Origin of the sequence: Roseovarius sp. 217 (assembly GCF_000152845.1) — a bacterium.
Taxonomy (GTDB): domain Bacteria; phylum Pseudomonadota; class Alphaproteobacteria; order Rhodobacterales; family Rhodobacteraceae; genus Roseovarius.
This window is the reverse complement of the sequence record NZ_CH902584.1, coordinates 201621-217379: the sequence shown is the minus strand read 5'-3', so window position 1 is coordinate 217379 and position 15759 is coordinate 201621. Positions and strand designations below refer to the sequence as shown.

Annotated in this window: 14 protein-coding genes; 10 read left to right on the top strand and 4 right to left on the bottom strand. The window is 59.9% G+C overall.

What is annotated here, in order from left to right:
• Nucleotides 1-50 precede the first annotated feature (50 nt).
• Nucleotides 51-632, bottom strand: a complete 582-nt coding sequence (locus ROS217_RS01130; protein WP_040650278.1) for a hypothetical protein — start codon at nt 630-632, stop codon at nt 51-53.
• 100 nt (nt 633-732) lie between these two features.
• Here ROS217_RS01130 and ROS217_RS01125 point away from each other — a divergent pair, with 100 nt between their 5' ends.
• Entirely contained in the window at nt 733-1857 is a 1125-nt protein-coding gene (locus tag ROS217_RS01125; protein WP_009815794.1) for an aminodeoxychorismate synthase component I, read from the top strand.
• Between the two features lie 8 nt (nt 1858-1865).
• On the opposite strand, the gene ROS217_RS01120 is transcribed toward ROS217_RS01125, so the two are convergent.
• On the bottom strand, nt 1866-3098 hold the full coding sequence (locus ROS217_RS01120; RefSeq protein ID WP_009815793.1) for an SAM-dependent methyltransferase: 1233 nt from the start codon (nt 3096-3098) through the stop codon (nt 1866-1868).
• Between the two features lie 238 nt (nt 3099-3336).
• On the opposite strand from ROS217_RS01120, the gene aspS reads away from it, so the two are divergent.
• The gene (gene aspS, locus ROS217_RS01115; protein WP_009815792.1) at nt 3337-5112 is read left to right on the top strand and encodes an aspartate--tRNA ligase; all 1776 of its coding nucleotides are present in this window, start codon (nt 3337-3339) and stop codon (nt 5110-5112) included.
• Between the two features lie 67 nt (nt 5113-5179).
• Nucleotides 5180-5896, top strand: a complete 717-nt coding sequence (locus ROS217_RS01110; protein WP_009815791.1) for a GNAT family N-acetyltransferase — start codon at nt 5180-5182, stop codon at nt 5894-5896.
• Nucleotides 5897-5908: 12 nt separating this feature from the next.
• Here ROS217_RS01110 and thrS read toward each other — a convergent pair whose 3' ends face one another.
• On the bottom strand, nt 5909-7855 hold the full coding sequence (gene thrS / locus ROS217_RS01105; RefSeq protein WP_009815790.1) for a threonine--tRNA ligase: 1947 nt from the start codon (nt 7853-7855) through the stop codon (nt 5909-5911).
• Nucleotides 7856-8101: 246 nt separating this feature from the next.
• Between thrS and ROS217_RS01100 the strand changes: the two genes are divergently transcribed.
• From ROS217_RS01100 to ROS217_RS01085, 4 genes are all read left to right on the top strand, one after another.
• On the top strand, nt 8102-8326 hold the full coding sequence (locus ROS217_RS01100) for a hypothetical protein (RefSeq protein WP_040650857.1): 225 nt from the start codon (nt 8102-8104) through the stop codon (nt 8324-8326).
• Nucleotides 8327-8335: 9 nt separating this feature from the next.
• Nucleotides 8336-9586 carry a hypothetical protein gene (locus ROS217_RS01095; RefSeq protein ID WP_009815788.1) on the top strand — a complete coding sequence of 417 codons (1251 nt, stop codon included), beginning with the start codon at nt 8336-8338 and terminating at the stop codon, nt 9584-9586.
• Nucleotides 9587-9654: 68 nt separating this feature from the next.
• A complete protein-coding gene (locus ROS217_RS01090; RefSeq protein WP_040650852.1) occupies nt 9655-10422 on the top strand; it encodes an alpha/beta fold hydrolase in 768 nt (255 codons plus the stop codon).
• A 92-nt stretch (nt 10423-10514) separates the two neighbouring features.
• A complete protein-coding gene (locus ROS217_RS01085; RefSeq protein WP_040650847.1) occupies nt 10515-11243 on the top strand; it encodes an alpha/beta fold hydrolase in 729 nt (242 codons plus the stop codon).
• Nucleotides 11244-11284: 41 nt separating this feature from the next.
• Here the strand turns inward: ROS217_RS01085 and phaZ are convergent, their stop codons facing one another.
• Nucleotides 11285-12559 carry a polyhydroxyalkanoate depolymerase gene (phaZ, locus tag ROS217_RS01080; RefSeq protein WP_009815785.1) on the bottom strand — a complete coding sequence of 425 codons (1275 nt, stop codon included), beginning with the start codon at nt 12557-12559 and terminating at the stop codon, nt 11285-11287.
• 108 nt (nt 12560-12667) lie between these two features.
• On the opposite strand from phaZ, the gene ROS217_RS01075 reads away from it, so the two are divergent.
• The 3 genes from ROS217_RS01075 (at nt 12668) to phaR (ending at nt 15756) form a co-directional block, all read left to right on the top strand.
• The gene (locus ROS217_RS01075; protein ID WP_009815784.1) at nt 12668-14470 is read left to right on the top strand and encodes a PHA/PHB synthase family protein; all 1803 of its coding nucleotides are present in this window, start codon (nt 12668-12670) and stop codon (nt 14468-14470) included.
• Between the two features lie 140 nt (nt 14471-14610).
• Nucleotides 14611-15060 (top strand): hypothetical protein, encoded by a 450-nt coding sequence (locus ROS217_RS01070; RefSeq protein ID WP_009815783.1) that lies wholly within the window; start codon nt 14611-14613, stop codon nt 15058-15060.
• Between the two features lie 138 nt (nt 15061-15198).
• The gene (gene phaR, locus ROS217_RS01065) at nt 15199-15756 is read left to right on the top strand and encodes a polyhydroxyalkanoate synthesis repressor PhaR (RefSeq protein WP_009815782.1); all 558 of its coding nucleotides are present in this window, start codon (nt 15199-15201) and stop codon (nt 15754-15756) included.
• Nucleotides 15757-15759: the final 3 nt, after the last annotated feature.

The following is a 15759-nucleotide window of genomic DNA, read 5'->3' as shown; positions in this document are numbered from 1 at the left end:
GGGTTATAGCCATCACAGGCTGGTGTGCAAGGGGCAAACCCGTGCCGGGTTCAAGAGGTTTCCGGCAACTCAGCCGCATCTTCCAGAACGACCCGGTCGAGCGCACCCATGCCACTGCCATCGCGCTGCGGATAGAGGATCAGGCGGTCGATCACTTGGCCTGTCAGCGCGTTTGCCATATGGGTTGTGAACACATCATGCGACCCGCGCGCGACAAACCGATCCCGCGCCACCAGCTGCTCGCCCAGATACCCCTCGACCACGACTTGTGGCGCGCCGGTTTCCGTCTGCCAATCCAGCGAGACAAAGGTAAAGGGGGCCACCCGCAGAATCGCAACCGCGCCGCGCGTGTTCATCGCGCTCTCGATCTCGTTGGGCCCATCGGTGCCGTTCCCGGACTTGGCAGGAGAGGAGATCATCATGTCGCGGGTAACAACGCGGTATCCGTCCTCGGGCATTTCAGTCGGGGCTTGCCCCTCGCCCGGCCCCTCGAACCCGATCGACACTTGCCCCGCCTGCGCCGGTGAGGCCATGAGCCAGAGAGTGAACAAGCCGCCAATCCACCGTTGCATGCCCGCCGCCCCCTCACGAATGCCGTGATCCAGCGTTTCCCGACCTTGGTGCGCTGTCAAGGGTGCATCCGACCGCAAAACTGGTCCAAACCGACGCATTTAAGAGTGTGCTTTATGGATGGCAGGCCTAAATACGGAACACTTGCCAAGAGGATGCGCTGTGCAGATTCGTTTCGATCATGGTCCTGATGAGGCGGCCAGCCTGTTCGCGCAGGCCGAGCGCCTGATCGTGGCCCATACGCCCGAAGAGGTGCCCGGCGCACTTGCGGCACTCGATGCGGCGCGGGCCGAGGGCTATTGGCTGGCTGGGTTTGCCAGTTATGAGCTGGGACACGCGCTCGAGCCACGGCTGGCGCCTTACATGCCCGCGCGTCGCCGCTTGCCTCTCTTGCAGTTCGGGACCTATGCCGCGCCCGGTCCCGCCGCGACGCTCCGGGCAGGTCCGGCTGCATTCGGTGATATGGTGCCGGACTGGGATCAGGCGCGCTATTCGCGGGCCTTTGAGGCTGTGCATAACTATATCTGCGCGGGCGATATCTATCAGGCCAATCTGACCTTTCCGCTGCGAATGACCGCCCAAGGCACGCCGCAGGCGCTCTATGCCGCACTCTGCGCCATCCAGCCAGTGCGCTATGGCGCGTTGATCGAGGCGGCGGGCCTGCCTGCGATCTTGTCCCGCTCGCCCGAGTTGTTCTTTCGTACCCATGCCGATGGGCGGATCGAAACCCGGCCGATGAAGGGCACACAACCCCGCAGCGCGGATGCGGCCGAGGATGCGCGGCGGCGCTTTTTCCTGCAATCCGATGCCAAGAACCGCGCCGAGAACCTGATGATCGTTGATCTTTTGCGCAATGACATCAGCCGCGTGAGCGTTCCAGGCTCTGTTCGCGTGCCCGAGCTTTTCTCGGTCGAGACCTATGAGACCCTGTACCAGATGACGTCGCTCATCACCGCAGATCTTATTCCCGGCACGGGCCTGTCGGATATCCTGCGCGCGCTCTTTCCCTGTGGGTCTATCACCGGCGCGCCGAAATTGCGGGCCATGCAGATATTGGCAGAGTTGGAGCAGCACGCCCGTGATATTTATTGCGGCTCTATCGGCTGGGCTGCCCCTGATGGGCGCGCCGAGTTCAATGTGGGCATTCGCACCCTGATGGTCGAAGACGAGCGCGCCACTTTGAATGTGGGCGGCGGTGTGGTCTATGACAGCACGGCAGCGGGCGAATACGAAGAAGCACTCTGGAAGGCACGATTTGCGCGGGCTCTGGCCAAGGTTCCGGCCTGACCGGCCGCCTATTCGGCGGCGTGGCGCAGGCGCGCGCTCTTGTCGCAATAAAGATAGTCCCGCGTGAGAGGCACCGCATCCTGTTTGGGCGTCAACTGAAACTGAAATACGACCTGATTGTTGAGGCGGAAAGTCAGTTCGCTGGCAACGAGATAATACCGCCACATTCTGCAAAACCGCTCATCATAGAGCGTGCGCACCCTGTCGATATTGGCCTCGAAACGGTCCCGCCAATGGCGTAACGTTTCGGCATAATGCAGACGCCAAACCTCTACGTCGGTCGTGACAAGATTGTGCCGCTCGACGGCAGCCACGGCCTCTGACATGGCCGGGCAATAGCCGCCCGGAAAGATGTATTTGGTGATCCACGGGCTCGTTGCCCCCGGCGGTCCCGCGCGCCCGATGGTATGGATAAGTGCGATCCCATCCGATGCCAACAAGCGCTCGACCGTCGCGAAATAGGCGTCGTAATGTGGCACGCCAACGTGCTCGAACATCCCGACCGATACGATGCGGTCAAACTGTCCTTTCACCTCGCGGTAGTCCGTCAGGTGAAACCGCACCCGGTCCGAAAGTCCCGCCTTTTCGGCTCTTTGATTGGCAATGCCATGTTGTTCTTTCGACAGGGTCACGCCCGTCACCTGTGCGCCGAAATCCCGCGCCAGCGTCAGGCCCATGCCGCCCCAGCCACAACCGATATCAAGCACGCGCATGCCGGGCTCGATCAAGAGTTTCGCCGCGATATGCGCTTTTTTGGCAGCCTGCGCCTCTTCCAGTGACATATCGGGATGGGCGAAATAGGCGCAGGAATATTGCCGGTCGGCGTCAAGAAAGAGATCATAAAGCTCGCCTGAAAGATCATAGTGATGCGCCACGTTGGCGCGGGACCGTCCCGCCGGGTTGAACTGATCCAGACGCCGCTTGAACCAGCGCAGAGCCTCTAGCGGGCGGCGAAACCATGGCTGTCCCTGTGACGTAATATTCGTCATAGCAAGGCTGAGAAAGCCGAAGAGATCATCACCCGCAATGGTCAGCGTGCCGTTCATGTAACCCTCGCCTGCGGCCATATCGGGCGACATAACAATACGCCGGGGCAGGGTTGGATCATGCAGCGTGACCGTCACTTCTTGGCCGCCCGCGCCAGAGCCGTACGGCCGCGTGATCCCATCGGGGTAAGTCACGTTCAGACGTCCCTGTTTGAAAAGATGGGTCAATAACCCGTCAAGAGCTTTGGTCCACATGTCACACCCCATTTCCTCGCGCCAACACTGGCGCATTTCAACGGCGTACCAAACCGGTCCTTTCGCCCCTGTTTCCTGGGCTTGCCTGCTCATGTGGCAGTTATTTTTACCTAAAATGCCTTGCCTGTAAACGGTTTTGCGACCGCAGCCCGCCCCACGCCCTTGACTTTGCCGCCCCGCCAAGGTGTATCGGCCCGAACCCAAGACAATATCCCAGACCCGGGACCGGAGAGCCAAAATGCACGCATATCGCAGCCATTCCTGCGCAGATCTGACAAAATCGGATGTTGGCGGAGACGTCCGTCTTGCCGGTTGGGTGCACCGCATCCGCGATCACGGAGGGGTTTTGTTTATCGACCTGCGCGATCACTATGGCGTGACACAATTGATCTGCGACCCGGACAGCCCTGCTTTCGCGCGGGTCGAGAAGTTGCGCAGCGAATTCTGCATCCGAATCGACGGGGTGGTAAAGGCGCGCGCCGAGGGATTGATCAACGCCAAGATTCCCACGGGTGAGATCGAGGTCTTTGTGCGCGAGCTCGAGGTGCTAGGCGCGTCAAACGAACTGCCGCTTCAGGTGTTCGGCGATCAGGAATACCCCGAGGAAACCCGCCTGCGTTTTCGCTATCTCGACCTGCGCCGCGAGGCGATGCAGCGCAATATGGTGCTGCGCTCGGATGTCGTGGCCGCGATGCGGCGGCGGATGTGGGATCGGGGATTCCGTGAATTTCAGACTCCGATCATCACGGCAAGCAGCCCTGAGGGCGCGCGCGACTTTCTGGTGCCTAGTCGCCTGCATCCGGGTAAGTTCTATGCTCTGCCGCAAGCGCCGCAGCAGTTCAAGCAGCTCATCATGGTGTCGGGTTTCGACAAGTATTTCCAGATCGCGCCCTGTTTCCGGGATGAAGACCCACGCGCCGACCGATCGCCAACAGATTTCTACCAGCTTGACCTCGAAATGAGCTTTGTCGAGCAGCAGGACGTGTTCGACACGATTCAGCCGGTCATTCAGGGCATCTTCGAAGAGTTTGGCGCCGGTGCTGTCGTTGATACCGACTGGCCGCAGATTTCCTATGCCGACTCTGCCCTCTGGTATGGCACCGACAAGCCCGACCTGCGCAACCCGATCAAGATGCAGGACGTGTCCGAGCATTTCCGGGGCAGCGGTTTTGCCATTTTCGCCAAGCTGCTGGAGCAGGATGGCACAGAAATCCGCGCCATTCCCGCGCCGAAGGGTGGCAGCCGCAAGTTCTGCGACCGCATGAACGCCTTTGCCCAGAAAGAGGGCCTGCCGGGGATGGGGTATATCTTCTGGCGCGAGACAGATGGGGTTATGGAGGCCGCAGGCCCGCTCGCCAAAAACATCGGCCCGGAGCGCACCGAGGCCATTCGCCAGCAGCTTGGCCTTGGCGTGGGCGATGCCGCCTTCTTTCTTGGGGGTAAGCCCCAAGCGTTCGAGCGGGTGGCGGGCAAGGCGCGCACAGTGATTGGTGACGAGTTGGGGCTGACCGATCAGAACCGCTTTGCTTTTGCCTGGATCGTCGATTTCCCGATGTACGAGGCGGATGAAAACACCGGCAAGGTCGATTTCTCGCACAATCCCTTCTCGATGCCGCAAGGTGGGATCGAGGCGCTGAATGGCGATCCACTCAAGGTTCTGGGCTATCAATATGACCTCGCCTGCAACGGCTATGAACTGGTGTCGGGCGCGATCCGTAATCACAAACTTGATATTATGATCAAGGCGTTCGAGCTGGCTGGTTATGGCGAAGACGAGGTTCGCAAGCGCTTTGGCGGCATGGTCAACGCCTTCCAATACGGCGCGCCGCCGCATGGGGGATGTGCTGCGGGGATCGACCGGATCGTGATGCTGCTGGCGGGCACGTCGAATATCCGTGAGGTCATCATGTTCCCGATGAACCAGCGGGCCGAGGATCTGATGATGAATGCGCCATCGGACCCGACGAGCGATCAGTTGATGGAGCTCGGCCTTCGGGTCATTCCGCAGGAGTAAGCATGGCTTTCCCTTGGCGCGATATTCATGCAATGTCGCGCCAAGGAAATATGCAGGGCCCGTAAAAATGACGCAAAATCGGCCAGTTGGGCCAAAGTTGGTGAATTGGACCCCGCCGCCCGCGCCGGATGGTGGGTCGCTGGTCGGGCGCTATGTTCGGCTCGATCGGCTGGATGCGGACCGACATGCAGCGGATTTGCACCGTGCGTTTTCGGTCGATGATGCGATTTGGGATTACCTGCCGTATGGGCCGTTCTCGTCTTCGGCGCAGTTGCATCGTTGGGCTCGAGATGTGGCGGCGGGGCGCGATCCACTGTTCTATGCCATTACCGACCTCGACACTGGGCAATTGGGTGGCGTGGCCAGCTATCTGCGGATCACGCCGCAAGCGGGGAGTATTGAAGCCGGGCACATCAATTTCGCCCCGAGTTTGCAGCGCACCCGCGCTGCAACAGAGGCGATTTTCCTTTTGATTCAATGGGCTTTTGAAGTGGGGTATCGCCGTTTCGAATGGAAATGCGACGCGCTCAACATGCCCTCACGACGGGCGGCGCAGCGGTTGGGGTTGAGTTACGAGGGGATTTTCCGGCAGGCGACGGTCGTCAAGGGGCGCAATCGCGACACCGCTTGGTTTGCCGCGATTGACGCCGAATGGCCCGCGCTGAAAGAGGCGTTCTCATTCTGGCTGGACCCTGCGAATTTTGACGATGAGGGCCGCCAACGCGAGAGCCTTGGCAGCCTCACGCGGTTGGTTCGGGTGGCCTCTGATCCAGCGCAGCGCTGATTTAGCGTTATATTACAATAGGTCCGGCGGTGTCGCCTCGCGCGCCAGTTCCGCCGCGACCTGATCCAGAGGCACGATGCGGCTGTCTTTTTCGCCCAAGCGGCGCAGCGACACGGTGCCGTCTTCGACCTCGCGCGGGCCACAGGCGAGGATCACCGGAACCTTGCCTACCGAATGCTCGCGGACCTTGTAATTGATCTTCTCGTTACGGGTATCGGCCTCGGCGCGGATGTTAAGGTCTGTAAGGTTTCGGGCGACTTTTGTAACGCAGTCATCCGCATCCGACACGATGGAGGCGACCACCACCTGACGCGGGGCGAGCCAGAACGGCAGACGCCCGGAGTGCTCTTCGATCAGGATGCCGATGAAGCGCTCAAAGCTGCCCAAGACGGCGCGGTGCAGCATCACGGGGCGGTGTTTGGCCCCATCGGTGCCGATGTAATTTGCATCCAAACGTTCAGGCAGAACGAAATCCACCTGATGCGTGCCGCATTGCCATTTGCGCCCGATGGCGTCGGTCAGGGTGAATTCCAGTTTCGGGCCGTAGAACGCGCCCTCGCCGGGGTTCACCTTGGGTTCGATGCCTGCGGCGCGGGTTGCGGACAGAAGGGCCGATTCGGCCTTGTCCCAGACCTCGTCGGACCCGGCGCGCACGTCGGGGCGGGTGGAGAAAAGGACTTCGAAATTGGGAAAGCCCAGATCGGCATAGATACCCGACAGAAAGGCGATGAACCGCGCTGTTTCCGACTCGATTTGATCCTCGGTGCAGAAGATATGGGCGTCGTCCTGGGTAAAGCCGCGCACCCGCATGATGCCGTGCAGCGCGCCCGAGGGTTCGTAGCGGTTGCACGATCCGAATTCGGCCATGCGCAGCGGCAGGTCGCGGTAGGATTTCAGACCCTGATTGAAAATCTGCACATGGCAGGGGCAGTTCATCGGCTTGAGCGCGTTCACCGCCTTTTCGCGGGCGTGCTCTTCGTCGACTTCGACGATGAACATGTTTTCCTGATATTTTTCCCAGTGGCCCGACGCCTCCCACAGCTTGCGGTCGACGACCTGCGGCGTGTTCACCTCGACATAGCCGCCGCGACGTTGCTGGCGGCGCATGTAATCCTGAAGCGTGGTGTAGACGGTCCAGCCGTTGGGATGCCAAAAGACCTGACCGGGAGCTTCTTCCTGCATGTGAAAGAGGTCCATCTCGCGGCCAAGTTTGCGGTGGTCGCGGCGCTCTGCTTCTTCGAGAAAGGTCAGATAATCCTTGAGCGCGTCGCGGTTCTGAAACGCTACGCCATAGATCCGTTGCAGCATTGGGCGTGTGCTGTCGCCACGCCAATAGGCCCCGGCCACGCTCATCAGTTTGAAGGCGTCGGCGGGCACCTGTCCGGTGTTTTGCAGATGCGGACCTCGGCAGAGATCCTGCCAATCGCCATGCCAGTACATGCGCAGCGGTTCATCACCGGGAATCGCCTCGATCAGCTCGATCTTGTAGGGCTCGCCGGTGTCGCGGTAATGTTGGATCGCGCGGTCGCGGTCCCAGATTTCTGTGCGCACGGGATCACGCAGATTTATGATATCCTTCATCTTTTTCTCGATGAGGCCAAGATCTTCGGGTGTGAAGGGGGCTGCGCGGTCGAAATCGTAATACCAGCCGTTCGAGATGACCGGGCCGATGGTGACCTTCACGTCGGGCCAGATTTCCTGAACCGCGCGGGCCATGATATGGGCCAGGTCATGCCGGATGAGTTCGAGCGCCGGGGCCTCGTCCTTCATCGTGTTGAGGGTGAGCGCCGCATCGCGGTCAATGGGCCATTGCAGATCCCAATGCGCGTCATCGACATAGGCCGAAATCGTGCGTTTGGCGAGCGATGGCGATATGCTGGCGGCGACTTCGGCGGGGGTGACGCCTTTGTCGTAGCTGCGCGTATTGCCGTCAGGAAAGGTCAGGGAAATCTGGGCCATCTGCTTGGCTCCTCGTCGGTTTGGCGCCCACGGAACGCCCGGTTGCGGGTATATCGCACCCCAAATGCCTCTTCGTGCGGACAAGGTCAAGGGTGCTGCGGTTGAGAGTGAATGCAGCATGCGAACGCATACGACGACATGTTGACCTCTCAACGATGAAAATTGGTGGACAGGTCGTATTTGAATCCCATAATGCCGCATATGGGGCGTGCGATATTCGTTCGTCAGAAAAAGCGAGGGCTGTACATGTCGAGCTATAATTCAAAATTTGAGTTGTCGGTCGAGGATATGGACCTGATTGAAACCGCCCTCCGTCAGACCAAGGCGGATTTGTCGGGACGATCATACGCGCTGGTTGACGGGTTTGAACATCCCGAGGAAGCGCTGCGCAAGGTTGATGAACTGCTCGGACGCCTGCACAATCAAAAGGTGTTTTATCGCCCGCGCCGCGGGGCGTATATTGGCGGTTGATCCGGCGGCTTGCCTACTTTTGTTAAATTCCTGATTGCAGAGGATCACTCTGGCGGCTGGTCCAAAGAGGACCAGAGAGCGGCGCGTTTGCATGTTGGAACGCTTAGTCTGAGCAAGCTGGCGGATGGGTTGCTTGACCCCAAGCTGGTGTTGAGTTGGCTCTTGGGCGCCTTGGGTGCGCCTGCGGCCTACGCGGGCATGTTGGTCCCGATCCGAGAGGCGGGCGCGCTTTTACCGCAGCTTTTGCTCGGGGGGTGGCTCGGTCGGATGCAGCACCGGCGCTGGATGTGGGTTGTGGGCAGTGCTGTACAGGGCGCGGCAGCGGCGTTGATTGCGATTGTGGCGTTGGTTCTAGAGGGCTGGCAGGCCGGGCTGGGGATCTGCGGGTTGTTGGCCGTGCTCGCAGTGGCGCGGGCGGCCTGCTCTGTCTCTTACAAGGATATTCTGGGCAAGACTGTCGCGCAGACGCGGCGCGGTGGGGTGACAGGCCTGGCAGGGTCGCTCTCGGCGGCGGGTGTGTTGGTCTTTGCGGTGCTGATGCTGACGGGGGTCTTGCGCAGTCAGGCGGCGGTGATCGGTGCCGTCGCGTTGGCGGGGCTGTGCTGGGGGCTGGCAGCACTGGTGCTTGCCGGGCTCTCTGAGGAGAGGAGCACACCGGAGACCGTCGAAGGGATTGGGCAGCGCTACCTCAAGATCTTGCGTGAGGATGCCAATCTGCGACGTTTTGTGCTGGTGCGCGGCCTATTGGTCAGCGCGGCGCTGGCCCCACCCTATATGGTGATGTTGACGGCGCAGGACGGTGGCGCGTTGGGGACGCTGGGTGCGCTTGTGCTGGCCTCGTCCGGGGCGTCGCTCTTGAGTTCCTATGTCTGGGGGCGAATGTCGGATCACAACAGTCCAAAGGTTCTTGCGCTGGCAGGCGCGCTCTCGGCGCTGGCTATGGTTGCGGCGATTGCGGCGGTGGGATTGGGCGTTGCACAGACACCGGGGGTGATGCCGACGATCCTGTTTGGCCTCATGCTCGCCTACCACGGTATCCGGCAGGCGCGGTCGGTCTATCTGGTGGATATCTCTGAGGAGGACCGCCGCGGGCCGAATGCGGCGCTGGCAAATACGGCGATCGGTGTCTTGCTGCTGGTGGCAGGGGGTGTTGGAGGGGCTTTGTCGATCGCCGGGCCAGTGCTGGCGTTGGCGGGATTTGCTGGCATGGCTGGGATGGGTGGGCTCTTGGCGCTCACGCTGCGAGAGGTTGCCGATTAGGTCAAAACCGATTTGCCGGGCCGCTCGGCGCGGTGCATGATCGCAACCTAGTATGGATGGAGAGCAGCATGGCCGATCCCGATTTTCTAACCACCGAGAGTGGCCGCCGGTTAGCCTATCATCAGAGCAGCGGGCAGGGCTCTGGCGTGGTGTTTCTAGGCGGGTTCAAGTCGGATATGGAGGGAACCAAGGCGCTCTGGCTTGAGGCGTGGGCGCGAGCGAGCGGCCGGGCGTTTTTGCGGTTTGACTACTCTGGGCATGGGCAATCCTCTGGCGCGTTCGAGGCGGGGGCGATTGGCGATTGGGTGGCGGATGCGCGGGCTGTCCTTGACGGGCTGACGCACGGGCCACAGATCCTTGTGGGGTCATCAATGGGCGGCTGGATATCTCTGTTGCTGGCGCGGGCGATGCCGGAGCGGGTCGCGGGATTGGTGACGATTGCCGCCGCGCCGGATTTTACCGAGGACGGAATGTGGGCGGAATTCGATGCCGCGCAGAGGCGGATGCTGCTGGAGGACGGTCAGGTGGCGCTGCCTTCGGAATATGGCGAGCCCTATGTTATCACCCGGCGACTGATTGAGGAGGGGCGCGACAATCTGGTTCTGCGCAGCCCACTGCATTTGCCCTTTCCTGTTCGATTTCTGCAAGGCACCTGCGACGCAGATGTGGATATCTCGGTGGCGTTGCGGCTTTTGGACCATGCCTCGGGGCCGGATATGCGGTTGACGCTGGTCAAAGGGGCGGATCACCGGTTCTCGGACCCTGATTGTCTGGCGCTGATCGGGGCCTCGGTCGAGGACGTCTTGGTGCGGTCCGCTTTGGCAAGCCTTGGTTGAACCGCGCGGCCCTTGCTGTGGGGGCGGATGTGGTGTCATGCTGCTGTAACTTGCGGTTTCATATGTGATCGGGTCAGAGGCAGGAGTGAATGATGAGCAGTGAACCGGTGGTGTTCTTGCCCGGGATGATGTGCGACGCGCGGCTTTTCGCGCCGCAATTGACCGCGTTGAGCCCCGATATGGCTGTGACCGTCGCTCCGATCACCGGTGGAGACCGGATAGAGGAGATCGCCTCGGACCTGCTCGATGTGCTGCCGCGACGCTTTGCCTTGGCGGGCCTGTCGTTGGGGGGGATTGTGGCGATGGAAATCCTGCGCCGCGCACCGGACAGGGTGACACGCCTGGCGCTCATGGATACCAATTCCCTCGCCGAGACGCCGCAATCGGCCACGGCCTATGAGCCGTTCATCATCAAGCTCAAAACCGGGGCAATCGCAGAGGCGGCACAGATGCTCTTGCGGTCCGAGTATCTTGCATCGGGGCCACGGCGCGCCGAAGTGATGGCTGAGGTCGTGCGCATGGCCGAGGCCCTGGGCCCGGAGATCATCATCCGGCAGACCCGTGCCCTGCAAAGGCGGCGCGATTATCAGGCGGTGCTCAGGCGCTGTCAGGTTCCGGTTCTGGTGCTCTGCGGGGCTGAGGACGGGTTGACCCCAGTTAAGCGGCACAGGTTCATGGCCGATCTTATCCCCTACGCCAATCTGGTTGTGGTCGAGGGGGCCGGGCATTTGCCGGTGCTGGAGCAGCCTGACACGACCACAGCGGCCTTGCGCGGCTGGTTGCGGCAACCTCTGGTTCTGCAACGGCGAGTGGATGCGTGATGGGGCGGCACGACGGTGGGGGTGTCCCGCCGCCGCTTTGATCAACCGATAGCGCGTGCGTTCTTGTTCGCCGGATTGGGCTCCTTGCGCGCGTTTGCGTCGATAAAGTCAAGCACCAGCGGGCGGATGTTGTTGCGCCAAGAGCGACCGGCGAAGATGCCGTAATGACCAGCTTCGGGCTCCAGATAGCTGGCCTTGAGGCTGTCGGGCAGGCCGGTGCAAAGATCGAGAGCCGCGACGCATTGGCCGGGGGCCGAGATGTCATCCTTGCCGCCTTCAACCGTCTTGACCGCAACGCGCGTAATCTTGCCGAGATCCACCTTGTGTCCGTTCACGACAAAGCGGTTCTGTGCAATTTCCAGACCCTTGAAGATGCGTTCCACGGTCGAGAGGTAGAATTCGGCGGTCATATCCATGACGGCCAGATATTCATCATAGAATCGGTTATGGGCGTCATTGTCGCTTGCCTCACCGCGTGAGACACGCAGGATCTGGTCGGAAAAGGCGGACGAATGACGCTCGCCGTTCATCGACATGAAGGACGCGAGTTGCAGAAGGCCGGGATAGACCTGACGGCCAACACCTTTGTATTTGAAGCCGACGCGTTGGATCATCGTCTCTTCAAGCTGGCCCATCGTGACGCGGCGGCCAAAGTCGGTCACGTCAGTTGGGGTTGCATCGGGGTTGATCGGTCCGCCGATGAGCGTCAGCGTGCGCGGCTGTGCATCGGGGTCAAGTTCGGCCAGATAAGCGGTCGCGGCCAATGTCAAAGGCGCAGGCTGACAGACGGCGATCACGTTGATATCCGGGCCGAGCGCCTTCATGAAATCGACAAGATAGAGGGTGTAATCCTCGATATCGAATTTGCCCTCTGACACTGGAATATCCCGCGCGTTATGCCAATCGGTGATATAAACCTCACAATTGACGAGCAGAGACTTGACGGTCGAGCGCAGCAGCGTCGCGTAATGTCCCGACATCGGGGCAACAAGAAGAACCTTGCGCTTCTGCTCTTCGCGGCCAGAGATGTTGAAGTGAATGAGATCACCAAAGGGGCGGGACACGATGGTCTCGATGTTCACGAGATGGTCGCGCCCGTCCTCATGTGTGAACGTGCGGATGCCCCAATCGGGCTTGGACACCATGCGCTTGAAGCTGCGTTCCGTCACTTCGCCCCAAGCGGCCATCCATTGCAAAGCAGGATTTGGCACCAAACTGAAAAGCGGATAGGATGCGAGGGAGAGGGCGGAGGCACCCAGCCATTGATTGGTATTTCGGAGGGATTCCATCAGGTCGTATGTGGCCATGTAGCGCATTTTCGTCTCCTGTTCGGGCGCAAGGCCCGGTTTATTCGTCGCTCGGTCCCCTCCGGTTCGCGCGACGCTATGCTGCGTAGCAGAAAATGTTAAGGGGAAATACTTAAAATGGCAACGCAAGACGATGTCGCAGGCGAAAACCTTGAAAAACTGAATGAGAACCTTGCCAAAGTCGAACATCTGTCGCAACGGCTGATCCAAGCACTTGCGGCGCGTAATCCTGCGAACCCGACTCTGAATGGACCCAATCAAGAGCTTTTTGCCAAGGCGGCGCAGTCCTATTGGGCCGAGGCGATTGAAAATCCCGGCAAGATCTATGAGCAGCAGTTGGAGTATTGGGGCAAGTCTGTGCGTCATTTCATGGAAGCACAGCAGGTCATGTTGCGCGGAGAGCCTGCGGCGGAAGAGGATGCGCCCGATCCGCTGGCGGGGGACAAGCGCTTTGCCAACCCTCTGTGGAACACCCATCCTTATTTCAAATATATCAAGCAGCAATACGCGCTGAACGCGCAGGCTATTGAGAATGCGGTGGGCGATGTCGAGGATTTGCCGCCCAAAGACAAGCGGCGTCTGGATTATTTCGCGCATCAGATCATCGACATGATGTCGCCCACGAATTTTCTGGGCACCAATCCTGATGCGCTCGAGCGGGCGGTGGCAACCGAGGGAGAGAGTCTCGTCAAAGGATTGGAGAACCTGATTGCCGATCTCGAGGCCAATCACGGCGAGTTGGTGGTGCGGCTGGCGGATGACAAGGCATTCGAACTGGGGGGCAATATCGCCACCACGCCGGGTGAGGTGGTGTACCGCAACCGGATGATGGAGCTCATTCAATACAGCCCCACAACCGAGCAGGTGCATGCGATCCCGCTCGTGATCTTTCCGCCGTGGATCAACAAATTCTACATTATGGATCTCAAGCCCGATAACAGCCTGATCAAATGGGTCGTGGATCAGGGCTATACGCTCTTTGTGGTCAGCTGGGTCAATGCCGATACCAGCCATGCCAATGTGGGCATGGAGGATTACATCGAAGAGGGTTTTCTGACCGCGATTCGCGAAGTCAAGGCGATCACCGGACAGGATCAGGTCAATACCGTTGGCTATTGTATCGCAGGCACGACGCTGCACATGACGCTGGCGCTGATGGCCAAGCGGGGAGACAAGTCGGTCAAATCCGCCACCTTCTTTACCGCGCTCACGGATTTCTCGGAGCAGGGGGAATTCACGCCGTTTCTTCAGGACGATTTCATCGACGGAATCGAAGAGGAGGTGACGCAGCAGGGGGTATTGCGGTCCTTTATCATGGGGCGCACCATGTCGTTCCTGCGCTCGCGCGATCTGATCTATCAACCTGCCGTGCGCAGCTACATGATGGGCGAAGCGCCGCCGGCGTTTGACCTGCTCTATTGGAACGGGGATGGCGCGAACCTGCCGGGGCGGATGACGGTGGAATATCTGCGCGGGCTTTGTCAGGGCAACAAGTTCGTGACCGATGGGTTTGATCTGTGTGGTGAGCGGCTGCATATCCGGGACGTCAAGATACCGCTGATGTCCGTGACCTGCGAGACTGACCATATCGCGGCTTGGAAAGACTGCTATCGCGGCTTTCAGCAGACGGGATCCAAGGATCGGACCTTTATCGTTTCGGAATCCGGGCATATCGCCGGGATCGTCAATCCTCCGACCAAGAAGAAGTATGGGCATTACACCAATGACGATCTGAGCGGTGATGCCGAGGCCTGGATGGCGGGCGCGCAGTATAGTCAGGGATCGTGGTGGCCGCGGTGGGAAACGTGGCTGGCCAAGCGATCCGGCAAGATGGTCGCGGCGCGGGAACCGGGCGATTCGGAGCATCCTGCACTGGCCCCGGCCCCTGGCACCTATGTGCGCAAGAAGGCAACCCTCTGATATTTAATGGCTTCTAGCCACGCCTGTCTAAAAAATGCTGCAGTGCAGAAAAAACTTGAAATGCTGCAGCGCAGCATGTATATGTTGTTGCAGTTGCAGAAACGGCGGAACACCCCGCCAAAGCTAAGAGGACCGAACCAATGGCAAAAGCACAAGATTTCACCGCGATGTTCAAAGACGTCATGGGCACCTTCCCCGTCGACACCAAAGCGATGGAAGATGCATTCAAGAACCAAGCAACCCTGAGCGAGAAGCTCTCGGGTGTGGCTCTGACCGCAGCTGAAAAATCGGCTGAGATCTCGAACAAATGGACCAAAGACACGCTCGCCAAGCTGAGCGAAATGTCCAAAGCCAAGGCCGAACCTGCTGACTATGCCAAAGCAATGACCGATTTCGCATCGGCCAATGCTGAAGTTGCCGCCGAGAACATGGCAGCCTTCGCCGAAGTGGCCAAGAAAGTTCAGATGGAAACCGTCGAACTGATGCTGGCTGCTGGCAAAACCATGCAGGAAGACGCCACCAAGGTTGTCAAGAAAGCCGCAGACGACGTGACCGCAGCGACCCAAAAGGCGACCGCAGCGGCCAAGTAAGGTTAGCAGACCCATACCCTGATCCCCTCCCTTGAGGGGTATGGACTGCGAAGGGCGAGCCATGCGGCTCGCCCTTTCTTTTTGCTGCACTTGCGTCTAAGCTCTGCTGCAGCGCTGCATTATCCGGGAGGATACCCCTTGGCCGACTCCAAAAAACCGCTGTTGATCAAACGCTATGCCAGCCGGCGGCTCTATAATACCGAGACATCCGATTACGTAACGCTCGAGGATATCGCCGAATTCATCCGCGACGGGCGTGAAGTCCAGATCATCGACCTGAAATCCGGGGATGACCTGACGCGGCAATATCTGCTCCAGATCGTTGCGGAGCATGAGAGCCGGGGCGAGAGCGTGCTGCCGATCAATGTGCTCAATGACTTGGTGCGCAGCTACACCACCCAGGCGACCAGCATTGTGCCAGAGTTTCTGGCAGCCAGTTTCGATATGTTGCGCGACGGGCAATCCAAGATGCTTGAAAACATGACCAAGGCCAATCCGCTGGCCGCGATGCCCGGCATGGAGGCAATGCGCGCTCAGCAGGAGGCCTTTATGAAGGCGATGACCGGAGGGCTGAAAGGGATGGGCAGCACAGGTCCTCAGGGTGGCAAGCCTTCGGAGGCGAGTGACGAGGGTCTCGAAGAAATCAAGAAACAACTGGCAGAATTGCAGGACAAGCTGTCCAAAATGGGTAAGTAAGTT